Source organism: Qipengyuania sp. (genome assembly GCF_965277845.1).
Lineage (GTDB): Bacteria > Pseudomonadota > Alphaproteobacteria > Sphingomonadales > Sphingomonadaceae > Qipengyuania.
In genome coordinates this window covers 1,974,228-1,995,379 of record NZ_OZ255844.1, presented here as the reverse complement: position 1 = coordinate 1,995,379, position 21,152 = coordinate 1,974,228, and the positions used below count along the sequence as shown (strand labels likewise).

Annotated in this window: 16 protein-coding genes; 11 read left to right on the top strand and 5 right to left on the bottom strand. The window is 64.5% G+C overall.

Annotated elements, in window-relative coordinates; translation table 11 throughout:
• Positions 1-150: 150 nt before the first annotated feature.
• From ACQY4G_RS09715 to ACQY4G_RS09690, 6 genes are all read left to right on the top strand, one after another.
• The gene (locus ACQY4G_RS09715; protein ID WP_421990579.1) at positions 151-2,307 is read left to right on the top strand and encodes a sodium-translocating pyrophosphatase; all 2,157 of its coding nucleotides are present in this window, start codon (positions 151-153) and stop codon (positions 2,305-2,307) included.
• Positions 2,308-2,432: 125 nt separating this feature from the next.
• Entirely contained in the window at positions 2,433-3,608 is a 1,176-nt protein-coding gene (locus tag ACQY4G_RS09710; RefSeq protein WP_421990577.1) for a GNAT family N-acetyltransferase, read from the top strand.
• Complete coding sequence (locus tag ACQY4G_RS09705; protein WP_421990575.1) at positions 3,605-4,483, top strand: transcriptional regulator; 879 nt, start codon at positions 3,605-3,607, stop codon at positions 4,481-4,483. The genes ACQY4G_RS09710 and ACQY4G_RS09705 overlap by 4 nt, the downstream gene beginning before the upstream one ends.
• Before the next feature lie 7 nt (positions 4,484-4,490).
• Positions 4,491-5,531 (top strand): GNAT family N-acetyltransferase, encoded by a 1,041-nt coding sequence (locus tag ACQY4G_RS09700; RefSeq protein WP_428483064.1) that lies wholly within the window; start codon positions 4,491-4,493, stop codon positions 5,529-5,531.
• On the top strand, positions 5,528-6,565 hold the full coding sequence (locus tag ACQY4G_RS09695) for a hypothetical protein (RefSeq protein WP_421990571.1): 1,038 nt from the start codon (positions 5,528-5,530) through the stop codon (positions 6,563-6,565). Before ACQY4G_RS09700 ends, ACQY4G_RS09695 begins: the two co-directional genes overlap by 4 nt.
• 21 nt (positions 6,566-6,586) lie before the next feature.
• On the top strand, positions 6,587-7,516 hold the full coding sequence (locus ACQY4G_RS09690) for an acyl-CoA thioesterase (protein WP_421990569.1): 930 nt from the start codon (positions 6,587-6,589) through the stop codon (positions 7,514-7,516).
• A 306-nt stretch (positions 7,517-7,822) separates the two neighbouring features.
• Here ACQY4G_RS09690 and ACQY4G_RS09685 read toward each other — a convergent pair whose 3' ends face one another.
• Positions 7,823-8,116, bottom strand: coding sequence for a hypothetical protein (locus ACQY4G_RS09685; RefSeq protein WP_421990567.1), 294 nt, complete (start codon positions 8,114-8,116; stop codon positions 7,823-7,825).
• A gap of 62 nt (positions 8,117-8,178) precedes the next feature.
• Between ACQY4G_RS09685 and ACQY4G_RS09680 the strand changes: the two genes are divergently transcribed.
• Together ACQY4G_RS09680 and ACQY4G_RS09675 are read left to right on the top strand one after the other, a co-directional pair.
• The gene (locus ACQY4G_RS09680; RefSeq protein WP_421990565.1) at positions 8,179-11,568 is read left to right on the top strand and encodes a type ISP restriction/modification enzyme; all 3,390 of its coding nucleotides are present in this window, start codon (positions 8,179-8,181) and stop codon (positions 11,566-11,568) included.
• 126 nt (positions 11,569-11,694) lie between these two features.
• Complete coding sequence (locus ACQY4G_RS09675) at positions 11,695-13,515, top strand: DEAD/DEAH box helicase (protein WP_421990563.1); 1,821 nt, start codon at positions 11,695-11,697, stop codon at positions 13,513-13,515.
• 22 nt (positions 13,516-13,537) lie between these two features.
• On the opposite strand, the gene ACQY4G_RS09670 is transcribed toward ACQY4G_RS09675, so the two are convergent.
• From ACQY4G_RS09670 to ACQY4G_RS09660, 3 genes are all read right to left on the bottom strand, one after another.
• Positions 13,538-14,356 (bottom strand): universal stress protein, encoded by an 819-nt coding sequence (locus ACQY4G_RS09670; protein WP_421990561.1) that lies wholly within the window; start codon positions 14,354-14,356, stop codon positions 13,538-13,540.
• Positions 14,357-14,552: 196 nt separating this feature from the next.
• Positions 14,553-15,044, bottom strand: a complete 492-nt coding sequence (locus tag ACQY4G_RS09665; RefSeq protein WP_421990559.1) for a hypothetical protein — start codon at positions 15,042-15,044, stop codon at positions 14,553-14,555.
• A gap of 178 nt (positions 15,045-15,222) precedes the next feature.
• Positions 15,223-15,396: a hypothetical protein gene (locus tag ACQY4G_RS09660; RefSeq protein ID WP_421990557.1), complete on the bottom strand. Its 174-nt coding sequence runs from the start codon at positions 15,394-15,396 to the stop codon at positions 15,223-15,225.
• Between the two features lie 247 nt (positions 15,397-15,643).
• Here ACQY4G_RS09660 and ACQY4G_RS09655 point away from each other — a divergent pair, with 247 nt between their 5' ends.
• Positions 15,644-16,366 (top strand): class I SAM-dependent DNA methyltransferase, encoded by a 723-nt coding sequence (locus ACQY4G_RS09655; RefSeq protein WP_421990555.1) that lies wholly within the window; start codon positions 15,644-15,646, stop codon positions 16,364-16,366.
• Positions 16,367-16,512: 146 nt separating this feature from the next.
• Here ACQY4G_RS09655 and uvrC read toward each other — a convergent pair whose 3' ends face one another.
• Entirely contained in the window at positions 16,513-18,585 is a 2,073-nt protein-coding gene (uvrC, locus tag ACQY4G_RS09650; protein WP_421990553.1) for an excinuclease ABC subunit UvrC, read from the bottom strand.
• 79 nt (positions 18,586-18,664) lie between these two features.
• Here uvrC and ACQY4G_RS09645 point away from each other — a divergent pair, with 79 nt between their 5' ends.
• Both ACQY4G_RS09645 and ACQY4G_RS09640 read left to right on the top strand, forming a co-directional pair.
• Positions 18,665-19,948, top strand: a complete 1,284-nt coding sequence (locus ACQY4G_RS09645) for an APC family permease (protein WP_421990551.1) — start codon at positions 18,665-18,667, stop codon at positions 19,946-19,948.
• 51 nt (positions 19,949-19,999) lie between these two features.
• Positions 20,000-21,121 carry an NAD(P)/FAD-dependent oxidoreductase gene (locus ACQY4G_RS09640; RefSeq protein ID WP_421993608.1) on the top strand — a complete coding sequence of 374 codons (1,122 nt, stop codon included), beginning with the start codon at positions 20,000-20,002 and terminating at the stop codon, positions 21,119-21,121.
• Positions 21,122-21,152 lie beyond the last annotated feature (31 nt).

The following is a 21,152-nucleotide window of genomic DNA, read 5'->3' as shown; positions in this document are numbered from 1 at the left end:
TTGCGCGCGGCCCTATCGATAAGCGCGGATTGCTGCGTATTTCGACCTTGTCACGCAACAGATGGCCCTTATACCTCTCGACCCATGTTCCGGCGCTTCCCGCGCCGGGTCGCATAATCAATAAAACCAATCGGGAGGGGGAATTTCTTCGTGGACCTTGTTCTCATAGCAATTTTGCTGGGACTGCTGGCCGTACTGTACGGCTTCGTCACCAGCCGCCAGGTGCTCAAATCGGGTGCTGGCAACGAAAAGATGCAGGAAATCGCCGGCGCCATCCAGGAAGGCGCGCAGGCCTATCTCAAGCGGCAATATACGACGATCGGTTTCGTCGGCATCGTCGTCGCGGTGCTCGTATACGTCTTTCTCGGCATCGTACCGGCCATCGGCTTCGTCATCGGTGCGATCCTGTCGGGCGTCGCGGGCTTCATCGGAATGAACATCTCGGTGCGCTCGAACGTTCGCACGGCCGCCGCCGCGCAGAGCGGGCTGCAGCAGGGGCTCACCCTCGCCTTTCGCGCGGGTGCCATCACCGGCTTGCTCGTGGCAGGTCTCGCCCTGCTCTCTATTGCGGTCTTCTTCTGGTATCTCGTCGGCCCGGCCGGTTTTACCGCAGATAGCGACGCAGTGGTCTACGGCCTCGTCGGTCTCGCCTTCGGTGCCTCGCTGATCTCGATCTTCGCGCGTCTCGGCGGCGGCATCTTCACCAAAGCCGCCGACGTCGGCGCCGACCTGGTCGGCAAGGTCGAGGCAGGCATTCCCGAAGACGATCCGCGCAACCCCGCTGTCATCGCGGACAATGTCGGCGACAATGTGGGCGACTGTGCCGGCATGGCCGCCGACCTGTTCGAGACCTATGTGGTGACCGTCGGCGTGACCATGGTCTTGACCGCGCTGCTCTTCAGCGAAGTTTTGGGCGACCTGCTTATGCCCATGATGGCCCTTCCGCTGCTGATCGGCGGTGCATGCATCCTGACCAGCATCATCGGCACCTACTTCGTCAAGCTCGGCAAGGGCGGCACCAATGTGATGGGCGCGATGTACAAGGGCTTCATCGTTTCCGCGGTCCTCGCCATCCCGCTGATCTATTTCGTCATCAGCTATGCGCTGGGCGGTATGGGTACGGAGATCGGCGGCGCTGTCGCGGGCATTGATCCGGGGGCTCCGTTGGCGGAAGAAGGCACGGCCGAACAGGTCGTCGGCTTTACCGGCATGGACCTGTTCCTGTGCTCGGTCATCGGGCTCGCCATCACCGGCCTCATCATCTGGATCACCGAGTATTACACCGGCACGAACTATCGTCCGGTGCGCTCGATCGCCAAGAGTTCGGAAACGGGCCATGGCACCAATGTGATCCAGGGGCTGGCCATCAGCCTTGAATCGACTGCGCTGCCGACGATCGTGATCGTGGCCGGCATCATCGGCACCTTCCAGCTCGCCGGCCTCATGGGCATCGCCTATGCGGCGACCGCCATGCTGGCGCTCGCGGGCATGGTCGTGGCGCTCGATGCCTACGGTCCGGTGACGGACAATGCGGGTGGCATTGCCGAAATGGCCGGTCTCGACGACAGCGTTCGCGAGAAGACCGACATGCTCGACGCGGTCGGCAACACGACCAAGGCCGTGACCAAGGGCTATGCCATCGGTTCGGCGGGGCTCGGCGCGCTGGTGCTCTTCGCGGCTTACACGACCGACCTGGCGAAGCTGTTCCCCGATGCCGATGTCGATTTCAGCCTCGAGAACCCATACGTCATCGTCGGCCTGCTGCTCGGTGCGCTGCTCCCGTATCTGTTCGGTGCGATGGGCATGACCGCCGTGGGCCGCGCAGCCGGTGACGTAGTGGTCGATGTGCGCGAGCAGTTCGCTGCCGATGCGGGCATCATGGCCGGCACTTCCAAGCCGAACTATGCCAAGACCGTGGACCTCGTGACCAAGGCTGCGATCAAGGAAATGATCCTGCCCTCGATGCTGCCGCTTCTGGCACCCATCGTGGTCTATTTCGCGATCCTCTTCCTTGCGGGTCAGGAAAATGCCTTCGCGGCCGTGGGCGCATTGCTGCTCGGCGTGATCATCGGCGGGATTTTCGTCGCGCTGTCGATGACCGCGGGCGGCGGCGCATGGGACAATGCGAAGAAGTACATCGAAGACGGCAATCACGGCGGTAAGGGTTCCGAAGCCCACAAGGCCGCGGTAACCGGCGACACCGTGGGTGATCCTTACAAGGACACCGCGGGTCCGGCTGTGAATCCGATGATCAAGATCACCAATATCGTCGCGCTGCTTTTGCTCGCGGCGCTTGCAGCCGGCTGATCTTCATATCCAACCGAAACGAGGGGCGGCGGTACCGACGGGTATTGCCGCCCCTTCCTTTTCAGCGCGTTAACCGACTTTAAGCGCCTTGCGCCTATGCTTCGCGCAATTTGGAGTGGGGTCCAATGACGCGCATAGAGGAACTTGTCGGCAATCGATGGCATGGCGCGCACGTGCAGGGCCGTGCGTGCGCGGAGCTGGAGGAGGGGTTCACTGTAGCTCCTTGGCCGGAAATCGTCGGCAGGAGCTTCACGACCCACTGGGACGAGCTTGCCACGACATGCGCCACTCCCAATCCGTTTTTGGAGCAGTGGTTTCTCGAACCGTCCCTGCGCCAGTTCGATCCGAACGCCGAGGTCAACCTGGCCACGCTCGTGGTCGACGGGGAACTCGTCGGTCTGATGCCGATCCGGCGTGACGGCAATTATCACGGAACGGCCCTGCCCCATCTCGCCAACTGGCTGCATGCCAATGCCTTTTGTGGCGAGCCTTTGGTGGTGCAGCGACATTCGCGCAGGTTCTGGGATGGGATGCTCGGCTGGTGCGATCGCCATGGCCGCACGAGCCTGTTTCTCCACCTGGCGAACCTTCCCTGCGACGGTACCGCCTATCGCACGCTGCACGAAATCGGCAGGGAATCGGGTCGCAGCGTGAAGGTCGTGCAACGGATCGAACGCGCCGCCTTGCGCACGGGATTGTCCCCGCAGGAACATCTCGCATCAGCCCTCGTCAAGAAGCGCCGCAAGGAATTGCAGCGCAAGCACCGCCGCCTGGCAGAATCCGGAGCGTTCCGTTTCTCCCGCCAGCGAGGCGACGATGATATTGTCGCGTGGATCGACGAATTCCTGAATCTGGAAAGTGCCGGCTGGAAGGGCGCGCAGGGATCCGCGCTGGCCAGCCATGCGACCACCGAAGCGTTGTTTCGCGAGAGCCTTGCGGGCGCGGCCGCGCGGGGGCGGCTCGAGAGGCTTGCCTTCCATCTCGACGACAGACCCGTCGCAATGCTGTGCTCTTTTGTCGCACCCCCGCTCTGTTTCGGGTTCAAGACGGCCTATGACGAAAACCTGGCGAAGCTCTCGCCGGGAATGCTCCTGCAAGTCGAGAACCTCGCCGTCCTGGAACGCGAAGACATCGAACTGTCTGATAGCTGCGCCACGCCCGACCATCCGATGATCGGGCAGATCTGGCCGGACCGGCGACAGATCGCAATGCTGTCGGTCGGCATCGGGGGGCGTATCCGCCGCAGCGTCGGCGCGGCCCTTTCCGCCATCGAATTGCGCAGGATGGAAACCCGCGCATGACCCGTCACGATAGCTCGATTTCCGCCCGGTCATCGCGGGTCTTCCCACCCGAATCGCGCGCCGCCTTCGCACGCGATTATCCCGAAAAGCCGCATGTCCTGCGCCATCGGCTTCGCGCGGAAGAGCGCCTGACACTGGACGCGCTCGCCGCTCTGGGCGAGGCGCTTCCGCCCGCCTCCATCGAATACAATCGTGGCGATCTGCCGGTCGGGGTCGAAGGCAAGCCCGACGCCAATGGCCTCACCATCGGCGAAACGATCCGCCAAATCGTGACCAGCAACAGCTGGGCGGTGCTCAAGAATATCGAGCAGGTGCCTCAATATCAGGCGCTGCTGATGGACCTGCTCGACGAGCTTCGTCCGACGATCGAGGCGACGACCGGCGACATGCTGACACCACAGGGCTTCGTCTTCATCTCGAGCCCCAATGCGGTCACGCCCTATCATTTCGATCCCGAGCACAACATCCTGCTGCAATTGCGCGGTAGCAAGGTCATGACGCAGTTTCCCGCAGGCGATCCTGCCTATGCGCCGGACACCGTTCACGAGACTTACCACCTCGGCGGCCCGCGCGAGCTTCCGTGGCACGATGGCTTGCTCGCCGGTGGCACTCCCTTCGCCATCGAGCCGGGCGAGGCCGTTTACGTTCCCGTCATGGCGCCCCATTTCGTGCGCAACGGATCGGAACCCTCGATCTCGCTGTCGATCACATGGCGCAGCGAATGGAGCTATGCCGAAGCCGGCGCGCGCTGCTTCAACGGCATCGTTCGCAAGCTGGGCGTCAATCCGCGCGCTCCGGGCCGCTGGCCGGCGAGCAACCGTGCAAAATCTCTTGCCTTCCGGGCCTGGCGCAAGGCCTTCGGCACCGCGGGATGAAATGATAATGGGGGCCATGGTGCCAAGCGACCAGCAGGCCTGCGATGCCGCCTTGTTCGATGCACTGGCTCAATCCGGGCAGTCGAATCGCTCTTTCCTGCGCAGCCGGTGGTTCACTGCGGGCGCACGCTCGCCTGATGAAACCCTAGTGCTGCGAGACGCCACGGGTGCGCCATTGGCGGCGATCGCCCTCGCCGGACGACGCAAGGGTCCATTGCGCCTGCGAGAAGTCGGCGGGTGTTATTGGCCATTCCGGGGGATCCCGATTGCGGAGGACGCAACGGCCGAAACGCTCGCGCCCGCACTTCGCTCCGAACGCCAGAGGCTCGGGGCCGTCTGGCGGCTGGGTCCGGCCGAAGACGCTGATCCGGCGCTCGCAACTTTGCTTGCCGCCGCTCGTCAGGCAGGATGGACGGTGCTTTCCCGGCCGCTCGGGCAGGTATTTGAACTCGACCTTTCAGCGCTTGGCGATGGGGGCGATTGGCCTTCGTCCAAAACCAAACGCAAGAACCGCTGGCGCAAGCGGCGGCTGGAAGAGGATGGCGGACCGCTGCGCACTGAGGTCTTCTCGGGTAGCGACTGGACCGCAGATCAGCGCGACGCGATGGCCGCGATCGAAGCGGCAAGCTGGCTCGGCAAGCTCGACGATGGCGGCGACACCAAATTCCGCGATCCGGCCATGCGCCGCTATTGGGAAGAGCTGTGCGAAGATCCCAAGCTCGCCGACATGCTGTTCGGCAGCCTCATGTGGATCGGCGAGGTCCCCGCGGCCTTCACTTTCGGCATCGAGGCGGGCGATACGCGTTACTACGTCGCCAACAATTACGACGAGCGGTTCACCAAGTTCGGTCCGGGCCGCGTGCTGCTCTATGACGATTTCGCCCGTGCAGCGGATCGCGGGATAGCCCGGATCAGCTGGGGTCTCGGCGATGCCGGCTACAAGGGCGAGATGGGCGCGCAGCCCGGCCCCGAAATGGTCGACTTGCTGTTTGTGCGCGGGCGGCTGCCGGCAATGCTCCTGCGCCGCTGGTGGGAACGTCCACAATGAACCGCCCCATCTTCGCAATTGTCGGCGCTCTCGGCCTGCTCGCGGCCTTCCTGCTGGGCATGATGGCCTATGAGCAGCTGGCCTTCGGTTGGCCCTTTGCGCGCGAGGAATCCCCGCTGCACACCGGTTGGCACTGGCTCCGCCGCAGCGTCAACGCCGTGCTCTGCGCCGCGCTTGTCATCTCCCTGGCCCGCGTCCGCCGACATGGCGAGCCGCTTTCCCCGGGTGCTCTGACGCTCGCCTGGCTGGTTGCAGCGCTGACGGCGGTGGCCACGCTGCTGCTTGTCGCCAGCCCCGCAGCCTATGCCCGCGTGGGGGCGGAAGACAGCGCGATCGAATGGCTCAGCGCCCTGCTCCTCTTCGTCGCTGCCACCGCCATGGCAAAGCGGTTCCTCGATCTGCGTCGCACAGACCCCGCCACCCCGTTCCGCCGCCTCCACCTGCTCGGCGCGGCAGGTTTCGCCCTTCTGTTCCTGCTCATGGGCGGCGAGGAGGTGAGCTGGTTCCAGCGCCAGATCGGTTTCGCCACACCTGACAGCGTCGCGGCGCGCAACTGGCAGGGCGAATTCAACCTGCACAATTTCCAGACCGACCTCACCGAACTGGTGCTCTATGCGGGTACCGGCCTGTTCCTGATGCTCCTCCCTTTGGTCCGCGAGAGCGCGCTTGTGCGCTGGCCCATCGTCCGGCCTTTCGCTGCCTTCCTGCCCGATCGCACCGTGGCCGCAATTTCCGCGCCGATGCTGGTCTTCACCTACAGCCACTGGACGCTGCTGCCGGTGCAGGCGGCCTTCTGGATCGGGCTATTCGCCTGCATCGCCTTCGCCCGGAGCGCGGCAAGCACTCGCGAGCGGGCGCTGTGGAGCGTGTTCGCGCTGTGGGTCGCGCTCGGCCAGTTGCTCCACCTTCTTCTCGGCCACACTATGGTTATGATGTACGACAGCTCCGAATATCGCGAGCTGTTCCTGTGCTTCGGCCTGGCCGCCTATGCTTTCCGGCAATGGCGCACGGGTGGACGCTTGACGCAAACGTAAAGCGCCCGCAAAGCTCGCCAGGTGAGTATCGAAAAGAAACCTGAAGAGCTTGTCGCCGGCCTCGTTCGCCTGCTGACCGTTACCCGCAATGGCGAGGACGCCTTCACCGCGCCCCAGCAGCCGGGCGGCGTGGGCCGCGTCTTCGGCGGCCAGGTCATCGCACAGGCCTTGCAGGCGGCGCAGGCGACCGCGCCCGAGGGGCTCGAGGCGCATTCGCTCCACGCCTATTTCCTGCGCGGCGGCAAGGAGGGCGTTGACATCGCCTATACCACCGCGCGCGATTTCGACGGACGCAGCTTCGCCAATCGCCGCGTGGTGGCGAGCCAGCCCGACGAGGACGGCAACCAGCGCCCGATCCTCAACCTCACCGCCAGTTTCCAGCGCCCCGAGGAGGGCCTGAGCCACGACGATGTGACCATGCCTGACGTCGCCCCGCCCGAAGAGCTCAAGAGCGACATGGAGATGCGCCGCGCCATGGTCGAGCGCGCGGGCGACCGGATGAGCGAGCAGCAACGCAACCTCGTGCTGCGCCCGCGCCCGATCGAGATGCGCACGGTCGACCGGCTGCACTGGATGAACAGCGAACCGCGCGAACCCAAGGCACACAGCTGGTTTCGCACCGCGGCGCCGCTGCCCGCGATCGAGGACGACCCGGCGCTGCACCGCGCGGTGATCGCCTATGCCAGCGACTACACGCTGCTCGGCACCAGCGCGCTGCCGCATGGCCTGTCCTGGATGCGCGGCGAGCTGGTCGGCGCCAGCCTCGACCATGCGATCTGGTTCCACCGCCCGGCCCGCGCCGACGAATGGCTGCTCTACGCCACCGACGCCCCGTGGAGCGGCGGCGGGCGCGGCTTCAACCGCGGCCGCATCTTCAACCGCGACGGCGAGCTGATCGCCAGCGTCGCGCAGGAAGGCATGATGCGCAAACGGGTGAAGCGGGACGGCTAGTCCTCAAGTAGCGAAGTGGTAGGACCGACAAAGACCTCCTCAAGTAACGGTTGCGAAGCACGGCCGAATGCCGAACCGGTAGGACGGACAAAGGTGACAGCGTGTCACTTTCGCATTGTCACAGTAAATATCTGGTAAGAAACGATATTCTCCAAATTTTGCGCGAAGGTGACACGAGGGCGCGAGGCGCAAAATGCCGCAAGAGAGCCACGGCAGAGCGGTCTGGATACCGACGGTGTGAAAGAGCTGTCCAGAGCCCGACGAGGGCCCGATGCGAAGCTAGCACCGGCGGGGGATGTAGGAAAATCAGGCCGCCATCAGCAGCTCGATGCGCTCCAGTTCCTTGAAAAATTCGAAGCACAGCTGGTCACGCTCGTCATCGGGCAGCCAGCGGGTCATCTGCGGGAACACCACCTTGTTGTAGCGATAGGTCCGCCGGTCCCACATGTTCTCAGCCGTCACCGCGCGCGCCGATGCGAGGATTGCAGCCGCATCCTCGCGCACTTCGTCGGGATCGGGTTCAATGCGGACTTCGGACGCGTTGGGATTGTCGAGCCCTAGCCCTAACTGCCTCGAATCCGAACCGAAAAGATCGTTCACGAGTGAAATCCCATTGTGACGCGGCGACTATTCACGCTAGGGAAAATGACGGGAGGACATGCATGACGCAAGACGCCGCCGTCCAGAAAGCTGTGGGCGAATTCGGGAAAACTGCCAAGGCGAAACTGGCCGAAGGTGGCCAGCCCGAAGACCAATTGCGCAACCCCTTGGAAAACCTGTTCCAGGCGCTGGCGAGCGAGTGCGGTCACAGCGCGGGCAGCGTCGTGCTTGCCGGGGAGAAATCGCTCGCAGACCTTCACACACGCCCCGACTTCGCTGTGTCGGTGCGTAAGGCGCTGGTCGGCTTTATCGAGGTCAAGGCGCCGGGCAAAGGCGCCGATCCGCGCAAGTTCAAGCCGGGCCACGACAAGGAGCAGTGGGAGAAGCTGAAGGCGCTCCCGAACCTGATCTACACCGACGGCAACGCCTTTTCATTATGGCGCGATGGCGAACTGGTCGGCCAGATCGTCAAGCTGGAGGGCGATATCGAAATGTCGGGCGCCAAGCTTGGCGCGCCCTACGATTTCCTGTCGATGATCTGCGATTTCCTGGCGTGGCAACCGATCGCGCCGCGCAATGTCAAGCAGCTCGCCGAAACCTCTGCCCGCCTGTGCCGCTTCCTGCGCGACGAGGTGGCCGAGCAGCTCAAGGTCAAGAACAAGCAGCTTTCCGAGCTGATGGACGACTGGAAGGCGTTGCTCTTTCCAGAGGCCGACAATGACCGCTTTGCCGATGGCTATGCGCAGGCGGTGACATTCGGCCTGCTGATGGCCCGCTCGCGTAAGATCTCGCTTCAGAGCGAGATCGATCAGGTCGGGCGCAAGCTGGGCGAAAGCAATACGCTGATCGGCACCGCATTGCGGCTGCTGACCGAGCAGGAGTTCAATCTCGGCCCCGCGCTCGATACGCTCAAGCGTTCACTCGATGCGGTCGTATGGGCCGAAGTATCGAAGGGCGATCCCGAAGCCTGGCTCTATTTCTACGAAGATTTCCTCGAGGTTTACGACAACGCGCTGCGCAAGGCGACCGGCAGCTATTACACCCCGCCCGAAGTGGTGCAGGCGATGGCGCGGCTGTGCGACGAAGCGCTGAAATCGGACCGCTTCGGCCTGCCGCTGGGGCTGGCGGACGAGAAAGTGCATATCGCCGATCCCGCCACGGGTTCGGGCACCTATCTGCTCGCGATCATGCGGATGATCGCCGACACGGTGCGCACGAATGAAGGCGATGGCGCGGTTCCCGCGCAGATCGCAAAGGCGGCACAGCGGCTTTACGGGTTCGAAATGCAGTTCGGCGCATTCAGCGTCGCCCAGCTACGTCTGTTCGCCGAATGTGTCGATATCCTGCTGGACAACGAAAAGAAGGCGAAGCTCGCCGAAGGCGCATCGCAGGACGATGTCGACGCCATGGAGCCGAGCGAGGCGATGTTCGACGCGGCATCCGCCTCTGTACCCAAGCTCTTCGTCACCAACACTCTGGCCGATCCCTATGCCGATATCGAAAGCGGCACGGGTATCTACAAGGAAATCTCTGCCAGCCGGAAGGCCGCCAATGCGGTGAAGCGCGAAGCCCCGATTACCGTGGTAATTGGCAATCCGCCGTATAAGGAGAAGGCCAAGGGCAAGGGCGCGTGGATCGAGAAGGGGAGTTCGAGCAAGCCCGCCCCATTCGATGACTGGAAGCCGCCCGCCAGTTGGGGTGTTGGAGCGCACACGCACAAGCTGCGCAATCTCTACGTCTATTTCTGGCGTTGGGCAGCGTGGAAAGTGTTTCAGACGCTGGAGGACGAAAAGGACAAGGAAGCCGTGCGCGGGGACGCGAGCCAAGGTCTGGTTTGCTATATTACCGTGGCCGGTTTCCTGAATGGTGCCGGCTTTCAGAAGATGCGCGCCGACCTCCGCCGCGATTGCGATGAGATTTGGGTTATCGACTGCTCGCCGGAGGGCCAGCAGCCGAACATTCCAACACGCATTTTCCAAGGTGTCCAACAACCGGTGTGTATTGTGTTGGCTTCGCGTTCGAAAGGCAAAGATAAGGAAGCGCAGGCCAAAGTTTGGTATCGCCAGCTTCCGGTTGGAAAGCGCCAACTCAAGTTCGACGCGTTGGCTGAATTATCGCTTGCCGCCGATGGGTGGATGCCGGGAGCGCAACAGCCGCGCGCACCGTTTTTGCCTGCGTTCGTGGGTGGCTGGGCTGATTTCGTGTCGCTTGATAGTGTTCTTCCATTTAGTAGCCCAGGAGTGAAGCCTGGACGCACTTGGGTAATTGCTAGTGATCCAGATACATTGAAAGCTCGTTGGGATCGACTCTTGGCGGCGACTACACCGGCCGCAAGGAGCGAACTCTTCGAAAACAAACCGAATGATCGCAATACAAATAAGGCTGCCAAGCCCCTCGCCAAATTTCATTCGGACCTGCGGGCGCTGGAATCGATCATTGATGACCTACAATATGATGAGAAACGCGAAGCCGCGAGCAGCGAATTAGAGATCGTTGCGCCAACGGCATATGGGTTTCGGTCATTCGATAGGCAATCAATCATACCGGATGCTCGGTTGATCGACAGAGAGCGTCCTGAACTCTGGAGAATTTTTGGCGAGCTGCAGGTCCATTTGACTGCCCCTACCGATGTTTCGCCCACGAACGGACCAAGCCTCGCGTTTACAGCCTTACTTCCTGACCAGCATCACTATCATGGCCGCGGAGGCCGCGTTTTTCCCCTCTACCGCGACGCCGACGCAACCCAGCCCAACGTCTCCCCCGCCGTCCTCGCCGCGCTGGCCAAGGCGCATGGCAGCAAGCCCGATCCGGTCGGTGTCTTCGCCTATGTCGCGGGTGTGCTCGCGCATCCGGCCTTTACCGCGAACCACCAAGACGATCTCGTCCGCCCCGGCCTGCGCGTGCCGCTGACCGCCGATGCGGAACTGTTCGCGGAAGCCGCCGCGCTCGGGCGACGGGTGGTCTGGCTTCATACTTTCGGTGAGCGATTTGCCGATCCGGCTGCCGATCCACCGCGCCCGCCGGGCCAGCCGCGTCTGCCCGAAGACCGCCGCCCGCATATCCCGGCGGGCGGTGCGATCCCCAATACCCCCGAAGGCTTCCCCGACGAGATGTGGTACGAGGCCGAGAACCGGCGGCTTCATGTCGGCAGCGGTTTCATCGACCGTGTGCCGCAGGCGGTGTGGGATTACGAGGTGTCGGGCAAGCATGTGCTGACCCAGTGGTTCAGCTATCGCAAGAAGGACCGCAGCCGTCCGATCATCGGCGACCGCCGCCCGCCGTCCCCGCTGGGCGATATCCAACCCGACCACTGGTTGCCCGAATATACCAGCGAGCTGCTCAACGTGATCAATGTCCTCGCCTTGCTGACCGAGATGGAGCCGGCCCAAGCCGATGTGCTCGAGCGGATCGAGGACGGGCCGCTTGTCACTGCGAATTCGCTGGGTATTTGACCCCCTTTCGCACCTGCACAAAAAACAGCAAGCCAAACTGCGCAATATCCGCTATAGGCGCGCCGCACCCCCGTGCGCCCGAGCCGTGCCCCCTGCACCGCCGCGCCGGACAAGACACGAGATTCCATGGCTTTCGAAACTCTTCCGCCGGTGATCGGCGATGCACTGGCCGCACGCGGCTATGACGCACCCACCCCCGTCCAGGCCGCCGTCATCGATCCCGAAGCGCAAGGCCGCGACCTGATCGTTTCGGCGCAGACCGGCAGCGGCAAGACCGTGGCCTTCGGCATCGCGCTGGCCGACCAACTGCTCGGCGAACTGGGCGGCTCGCCGCTGAGCGAGAAACCGCTCGCGCTGGTCATCGCCCCCACGCGCGAACTGGCGCTGCAGGTCAGCCGCGAGCTCGGTTGGCTCTATGCGGGCGCGGGCCTGCGCATCGCGACCTGCGTCGGCGGGATGGATGCGAGCAAGGAACGCCGCAATCTGCGCGGCGGCCCGGCGATCGTGGTCGGCACGCCCGGTCGCCTTCGCGACCATCTCGAGCGCGGCGCGCTCGACCTGTCGGGCCTGATCGGCGTGGTGCTCGACGAGGCCGACGAGATGCTCGACATGGGCTTTCGCGAGGACTTGGAAGAGATCCTCGACGCGACGCCCGAGGGACGTCGCACGCTGCTGTTCTCCGCCACCATGCCGCGCCCGATCGAGCGGCTGGCCGAGCGCTACCAGCGCGATGCGCTGCGCCTCAGCCTCGTTGGCGAGACGCGCGGGCATGGCGATATCGCCTATCAGGCGGTGACCGTCGCTCCGTCGGAGATCGAGAATGCGGTGGTGAACCTGCTGCGCTTCCACGAGGCGGAGACCGCGATCTGTTTCTGCGCCACGCGCGAAAGCGTGCGGCGGCTGCACACGACGCTGCAGAACCGCGGCTTCGGCGTAGTGGCGCTGTCGGGCGAGCATTCGCAGTCCGAGCGCAACCAGGCGCTGCAGGCGCTGCGCGACCGCCGTGCCCGCGTCTGCGTCGCCACCGATGTCGCCGCGCGCGGGATCGACCTGCCGACGCTGAGCCTCGTGATCCATGTCGAGATCCCGCGCGATGCCGAGACGCTGCAGCACCGCTCGGGCCGTACGGGCCGCGCGGGCAAGAAGGGCACCGCGGCGATCGTGGTGCCCTACAACCGCCGCCGCCGGGTCGAAGGCATGCTGCGCGGCGCGCGGATCGAGGCCGAGTGGGTCGATGCGCCCACGCCCAAAGCGATCGCCAAGCGCGACCGGGCGCGGCTGCTCGAGACGATCACCGCAGAGCGCGAATACGAGGAAGGCGACCGCACCCTCGCCGCCGACATCATGGAGCGGATGAGCGCGGAGGACATCGCCGCCGCGCTGGTCCACGCCCACCGCGCCGAGCTGCCGACCCCCGAAGAGCTGCTCGCCAACACGCCCGAAGCGCGCGAGAAGGCCAAGGCCGAGCGCCACCGTCCCGGCTTCGAGGACGTGGTGTGGTTCAAGATGGACATCGGCCGCCGCCACAATGCCGAACCGCGCTGGCTGCTGCCGCTGATCTGTCGCCGCGGGCACATCACCCGCAACGAGATCGGCGCCATCCGCATCGGCCAGCACGAGAGCTGGTTCCAGGTGCCCCGCGCGGTCGCCGCCAAGTTCGCCGACACCGTCCAGCGCACCGCCTCGCCCGAGGACGAGCAGGACGCGATAGCCATTCTCGAGGCGCCCGACGGGCCGCGGGTCGAGGCCCGCCAGAACCGCAAGCACGGCGGCGGTGGTAAGGTCCACGCCCGCCCGCTCGGCAAGCCATCGGGGGACAAGCCCGCACGTGGCCGGCCGCCGTTCAAGAAGGGCAAGCCCGGCGGCGGTAAGCCCTTCGCGGGTAAGCCCAAATTCAGCGGCAAGGGCAAAGCGAAGGGCAAGCCCGGCGGCCCGCGCAAGGGCTGACCGGGCCTGCCCGCATTCCCGCTCAGTTGGTCATCAGCAGCGGGATGCGCACGTCGGATAGCATCGTGCGCGTCGCGCCGCCGAAGATCCGCTCGGTCAGCCGCGTGCGGCCATAGGCGCCCATCACGATGAGCCCCGCCTTGCGGTTTTCCGCGTGTTCGACCAGCGTTGCGCACACCCCCTTCTCGCCTGCTTCCGCCTCGATCATCTCGCTCGAGATGCCGTGGCGAGAGAGGTAGTCCGCCCCGTTTACCGGTGGCAGTTCGGGCTCCCTCTTGCCTCTCGCGGGTTCCTTGACCGTGACGAGATAGACGGTTTGCGCCTTGTGCAGCAGCGGGACGGCGGCCTTGAGCGCGTGCGAGGCTTCGGCAGACCCGTCCCAGGCGATCAGCGCGGGCGCCGTCGGATCGAACCGCTTGCAGGTATCGGGCAGCACGAGCACCGGGCAATCGGCGGTCACCGCCAGCTCGCCGGCGGTGAAGGACGGCGTGCCGTCGACCGTATTGGGATCGCGCGCGCTGACCACGGCGAGATCGTGCAGCGAGGATTCGCGCAGCATCGCCAGCGCCACCGGCCCCGCCGCCTCGACCCAGTTCCACGAGACGCCCTCGTTCGACAGGTCGTCGAGTGTCTTCTCGCGCAGCTTTTCGGCCTCCTTGCGCCAGAAGGGAACCATGGCGGCGAAGGCCGCGCCGTGGAAATCGATCGCTCCGGCGGCCTCGTAGGGGATGGCGTGCAGCAGCGTGACATGCGCATCGAAAGCGCGTGCGAGGTCGAGCACGGCGTCGAGCCGCCCGGAGAAGCCTTCGTCCCCGGTGGCGTTGAACAGAATGGTCTTCATGGCTCCGTCTCCTGTTGGCGGGAGGGCCGACGGGCCACGTCCCGGCTTGCAGTCGCACTATACATCACCGCGGCCCCCACACCTTGATCTGCATCAATTTGCAGCGGCATCGGGAAGGCCGCGAAGATGGCCGCACGCGAAGGTGCCGACATGGACCGTATATCGCATTGCCGGAAACCGTGACCTTCGGGCGGCGTCATAGCGCCGCCTCCGCCCGGTTGGTGCGCGAGATGAGCGCAAGAAGCGCGGATTCATCGGGTTTGCGGACCACACCCACATAGCATCCGCGGCGCAGCATGACCTGCCAGATGCCGGTCTCCACGCGCCATTCGAGCTGCGGGATCGTGACCTTCCGATCAGCCTTCAGGGCCGCGCGCGCCGCATCCAGCGCCGCATCGAGCCGCGCCCTCCCGGCGGGCGATTGCCGCCGCGCCAGCGCCACGTCCCACGCCGCCACAAACCCTTGCGCACCCGGACGCTCGCGCAGGCGATAGGCCGTCTCCCGCGCCATCGAAACCGCCCGCGCCGCCGCCGCGACCGAGCGCGTGGCGGCAAGATGCCCGATGAACTCCGCCTGCCGCACGGGCGTCCACCCGTCCGCACGATGGCGCAGCGGGACCGCATGGAACGGCGGGATGGTGACGGTGGGGGTGCGTGGCTGCGAGGAACGCGGAGGGTAGTGTTTCATCCGGCAGGGTAAGGCACGGATCGGAGGGTGAAGGAAAGAGTAACCTCTCCCTCCTGGCCGTATATCCGATCAGACGCTGCTGCACTTGTCAGTCAGGACTGCGCTGGCGGGACAGCAGCACCACTCCGGCTCGGAGGGCCGAGTGACGTCATGTCGGATTTCGAGTGGACAACCGACTCTACTCAGTCCTCGATTTCCCCTGCTGTCGCTTCTCGCGGACCTCTTTTTTAGCGCGACGCTTCTCCAATATTCCGAGCGCGTCGTCATCGCCCTCGGCGAACATCTCGTCGATCTCAGCGGCTGATTTGCCACCAAAAACCTGTTTGTAGGTTTGATGCTTACTACGGCTCATAAACCGCAACGTATTGCGCATTGCCGATGACCGCAATCGGGTCGGTTCAGGCCCGTCCGCTTCTGGCCCACACCTAGCTCGGTGAAAGCGGCTTCAGCTTGGGTGGTGAGCAGAAAGTCCGCTTTTGAGTACGAAGGTCGCGAAAGCAGACGCAGATCGTTGGCGGGTGCGATGGCAATTTGCGTGGGTTTGCCGAGTTTGAAGTGAGCATCTATTGTCTGGCGGATGGAGGGAGCGTCGGACAAACATGGCTGACTTTTTCGGGCCAGATGTCGCGTATCGTTACGACCGCGATCACTGCAATCAGACTGACGAGGAATTGGAAAAGTCGGTCGAATTTCTCGCCGAATTGGCTGGTTCTGGCCGCGCTCTGGAGTTCGCCATAGGTACAGGCCGAGTAGCCCTCCCGCTTTCAGATTCCGGCATAAAGGTTAGCGGCATCGAGCTGTCGGAAGCCATGGTTGGTGAGCTACGACGAAAGCCAAGGGGAAACGAAATCCCCGTTGCCATGGGAGACATGACTCAAACGAGTGTCGAGGGACGCTTCTCGCTAGTCTATCTCGTATTCAACACGTTATCGAATTTGACTTCGCAGGACGCACAGGTTGCCTGCTTTCGGAATGCGGCCGCTCATTTGGAAGATGGCGGACACTTTATCGTCGAGAATGCAATCCCACCCTTTTGGGGGTTGGCAAATGATACGACCAAGATGGCCTTCGACCGCTCGGATAGTCATTGGGGGATCGATGAGATAGACGTCGTGACACAACAAGGCACTTCTCACCACGTATGGCTCGAGGAGGCTGGTCCAAGGCTGATGGCTTTGCCGTTTCGCTTCGTTTGGCCGTCGGAATTGGATTTGATGGCAGCTTTGGCCGGACTTGAATTGGTTGAGCGGTGGCAGGATTGGTGGAGAACACCACTTACCGCGCAGAGCAAGGTTCATGTATCAGTTTGGCGAAAGCGCTAGAGCTTGCGGCATTTTCTAAACCGACAGAAGATTGTTTCAGCTGCAGATGCGGGCACACTCAACCCACCTCACTTTGTCCGAATTCCGCGACGAAGGTTCCGGTCTTTAGTGTCCGCAATAAAGGTCTTTAGCCGACCTCCGAATCTTCACCCACCCGTGTGATAGAAATCGTATATCTGCTGCGCCACGCCGGCGCTGATGCCGGGGGCGCGTTTAAGGTCGTCCAGCGCCGCCGCCCGCACCTTCCCTGCGGTGCCGAAATGCAGCAGCAGCGCGCGTTTGCGGGCGGGGCCGATGCCGGGGATTTCGTCGAGCGGTGAGGCAGTGATGGCGCGGCTGCGTTTGGCGCGGTGGGCGCCGATGGCGTAGCGGTGCACCTCGTCGCGCAGGGTCTGGAGGTAGAACAGCAGCGGTGAATTGACCGGCAGCGTCTTCTCGCGCCCGTCGGGGAAGTGGAACACCTCACGCCCCTCGCGCCCGTGATGCGGGCCCTTGGCGATGGCGATCAGGGGGACGTGCTCGATGCCCATCTCCTCCAGCGTATCGCGCACCGAGGACATCTGCCCCTTGCCGCCGTCGATCAGGACGAGGTCGGGCCAGATGGTCCTGTGATCCTCCCCGGACCGGGGAGGGGGACCGCCAGCCGCAGGCTGGGGGTGGTGGGGCACGGACTGCTGCTCCGGACCTTTACCGTCATGACCATCCTCCGGTGCCCCTCCACCATGCTGTGCATGGTCCCCCTCCCCGAATTCGGGGAGGCTGGCCAGGGCGCGAAACCGCCGGCTCATCACCTCGCGCATCATGCCGAAATCGTCGTTGGTTTGCGCGCTTTTGATGTTGAACTTGCGGTACTGGCCCTTCTCGAACCCCTCGGGGCTGGCGACGACCATCGCGCCGACCGCCTTGGCGCCCTGGATATGGCTGTTGTCGTAGATTTCGATCCGCTGCGGCACATCGTCCAGCTCGAGGAATTCGGCCAGGTCGCGCAGGATTCTCGCCTTGGTGCCGGTTTCGGCCAGTCGCCGGTCGAGCGCCTCGACCGCATTGCGACTGGCCTGCTGCATCAGCTTGCGCCGCGTGCCGCGCTGCGGAATCGAGATGGCAACGGCAGGGCCCGCCTTTTCCGCCAGCGCCTCGGCGATAAGCGCCTGCTCGGCCAGTTCGCGATCGACCAACACGGTGCGGGGCGGCGGCACTTCCTCGTAGAATTGCAGCAGGACGTCGGCGAGCACTTCGGCCTTCTCCAGATCGCCCGTATTGCGCGGGTAGAAGGTGCGGTGGCCCCAGTTCTGCCCGCCGCGGATGAAGAAGGCCTGCACGCCCACCTGCCCGCCCTTGGCGGCGAGCGCGAAGACATCGGCATCGCCCACGCCGGCTGCATTGATCGCCTGGCTGCCCTGGATGAAGGTCGCCGCGCGAAGGCGATCGCGCAGGATCGCCGCGGTCTCGAAATCGAGATCTTCGGCGGCCTTGGCCATCTGTTTCTCGATTTCGGCCTGCACCGCGCTGGATTTGCCGCCGAGGAAGTCCTTCGCCTCGCGCACCAGTTTCTCGTAGCCGTCCTCGTCGATCCGCCCGACGCAGGGGGCCGAGCAGCGCTTGATCTGGTAGAGCAGGCAGGGCCGGTCGCGATTGTTGAAGAAGCTGTCGGTGCAGCTGCGCAGCAGGAACAGTTTCTGCAGCGCATTCAGCGTCTTGTTGACCGAACCTGCGCTGGCGAAGGGACCGTAGTAATTGCCCTTGGCCCGCCGCGCGCCGCGGTGCTTCTGGATGCGCGGGAAGGCATGGTCGGCGCGCAGGAGTATGAAGGGAAAGCTCTTGTCGTCGCGCAGATGGACGTTGAACGGCGGGCGATAGCGCTTGACCAGTTGCGCCTCGAGCAACAGCGCCTCGGCTTCCGAATTGGTGGTGACGATCTCCATCGCGCGGGTCTGGCTTATCATCCGCAGCGTGCGGTTGGTGAGGCCCTTGACCTGCGTATAGTTCGCCACCCGCGCCTTGAGGCTGCGCGCCTTGCCGACATAGAGTACGTCTCCGCGCGTATCGAGCATGCGATAAACGCCCGGGCGCGGCTTGAGCGTCTTCACCGTTTCGCGGATCGCGGCGATGCCGGCCTCGAGATCGGGCTGCGCGCTGGCCACGGTCTTGGTGGCGCGTTCCTCGTTGAAACGCTCCTTTCCTCTCGGATCGTGGGGAGTACCGGCCTTCGTGCGCGACATGGGGGTGGAGATAGTGCGCCCGAACCGCTTAGGCAAAGGCCGCTTGTGCAAAGCGCCGTTTGCGGCCATCCCCCGCCCGATGGACGGGACGAAAATCGCACCGCCGCGCACGGTCGGCTTCTGGGGCACATCGCTTTTTCCGCTGAACGGGATGATCGGCGCGGGGATTTTCGCCCTCCCGGCGGTGCTGGTCGCGGCCGTGGGCAATTTCGCGCCGTGGATGATGCTGGTGGGCGGCGTGCTCTTCCTGCCGCTGGCGTTGTGCTACGCCTGGATGGCGAGCCGGTTCGAGCATAGCGGCGGATCGGTGCTCTATGGCGAGGCGGCCTTCGGGCGCTTCGTCGGTTTCCAGGCGGGCTGGGCGCGCTATGCCAGCGCGATCGTGACCGCAGCGGCGAACATGCATGTGATGATCGCCTATCTCGCGGCGCTGTTCCCGGTGCTGTCCGATCCCACCGTGGCGCCGATTGCGGTCGCCGTCGGGATCGGACTGATCACCGCGATCAACCTCTACGGCATGCGCGCATCGGTCGGCACACTCGGCATCATGACCGCGATCAAGCTGGTGCCGCTGGGCCTGCTGGTGGTCTCCGCCTTCTTCGCTGGACGAGAAACGGGCGAGATCGTGCTGCCGCAGTTCAGCCAGGTCGAGACGGTGATCCTGCTGACATTCTACGCCTTTATCGGCTTCGAGGGCGTGGTCGAGGCGGCAGGCGAGTTCAAGAACCCCAAGCGCGACGTGCCGCTGTCGATCGTCACCATGGTGAGCGGGGTGACGCTGCTCTACATGGCGATCATCTGGGCCTTCATCGCCATCGGGCCGCAGTTCGCGGGCGAGAACAATGCGCTGGCCGGCGTTGCGGGCGCTTCGATGGGCCAGCTCGGCTCGCTCGCCATCGTCATCGCGGCGAGCTTTTCCATCGGCGCGAACAATTTCGCCAGCGGCGTCGCCCAGCCCCGGCTGATGTACGGCATGGCCGAGCGCGGCATGCTCCCGCGCTGGTTCGAATATGTCCACCCGCGCTTCCTGACGCCGTTCAACGCGATCCTGTTCTACGGCGTGGTCGCAATCCTGTTCGGCCTGTGGGAGGGCTTCGAAGTGCTCGCCATCGCGGGCACGCTGGTGCGACTGGTGACCTATATCGTGACCAGCTGCGCGCTGCCGGTGCTCGAACATCGCGAGGGACGGATCGTGCCGTTCCACCTGTTCTGCGTGATCTTCGCGGTCGGCAGCTCGCTGTTCATTTCCGCGCAGGCGCAGGCGCAGGCCTGGCTGGTTCTCGGCGGTTTCATCGCTGCGGGCACGCTGCTCTATTTCATCGCGGCGCGGCAGCAGCCCGAGTATTCGATCGACGAGGCATAGGTGGCCGAAAGCTACGATGCGATCGTCCTCGGCGCGGGTGCCGCGGGGCTGATGTGCGCCGCGCGCGCCGGCCAGCGGGGCAAGCGCGTGCTGGTGCTCGAACGCGCCGAGAAGCCGGGCAAGAAGATCCTCATTTCGGGCGGCGGGCGGTGCAATTTCACCAATATCGGCGCGGGCCCGGCCAATTACCTGTCCAGCAACCCGCATTTCGCCAAGTCGGCGCTGGCGCGCTACACCGCGCGCGATTTCCTCGATCTGGTCGAGAGTTACGGGATCGCTTGGCACGAGAAGACGCTGGGCCAGCTGTTCTGCGATGGCTCGGCCAAACAGATCGTCGCGATGCTGCTCGATGAATGCGCGAAAGGTGACGTAGACGTACGCTGCAGCGAGGAAGTCGCCTCGGTCGAGCAGGGCGATGGCTTCGCCGTGACCACGCAGGCGGGCACCTACACCGCCCCTGCGCTGGTCATCGCCACCGGTGGCCCCTCGATCCCCAAGATGGGGGCGACCGGCTTCGCTTACGAGCTTGCCCGCCAGTTCGGCCTCAAGCTGGTCGAACCACGCCCCGCGCTCGTCCCGCTGACGCTGGGCGGAGAGGAAGTGCTGTTCCGCGATATCTCGGGTGTGTCGGCCCCGGTCGTCGCCACCGCGAACAAGTCCGGTTTTGCCGAAGCCGCGCTGTTCACCCATCGCGGCCTGTCCGGCCCGGCGATCCTGCAGGCGAGTTCCTACTGGCGCCCGGGCGAACCGCTATTCGTCGATTTCCTGCCCGATCGCAGCACCGAGTGGCTGCTCGATGCCAAGCGCGACACCCCGCGGGCCGGGTTCAAATCGCTGCTGCGCGATGCCCTCCCCGCGCGGCTGGCCGATATCCTGGCGGACAAGCTCGGCCTCCAAGGCGACCTCGGCAACCTCCCCGACAAGGCGCTGCGCGCGGCGGGCGAGCGGCTCAAGCGCTGGACCTTCCACCCCAACGGCACCGAGGGCTTCGCCAAGGCGGAAGTGACCGTGGGCGGGATCGCCACCACCGAACTCTCCTCCAAGACCATGGAAACCAAGCGCATTCCGGGCCTTTACGCCATCGGCGAGGCGGTCGACGTGACCGGCTGGCTGGGCGGTTACAACTTCCAATGGGCCTGGGCCAGCGGCGTGGCGGCGGGCGACGCCTTGTGAGCGTTCTCCGCTAGGGAAGGCCTTGACGGGC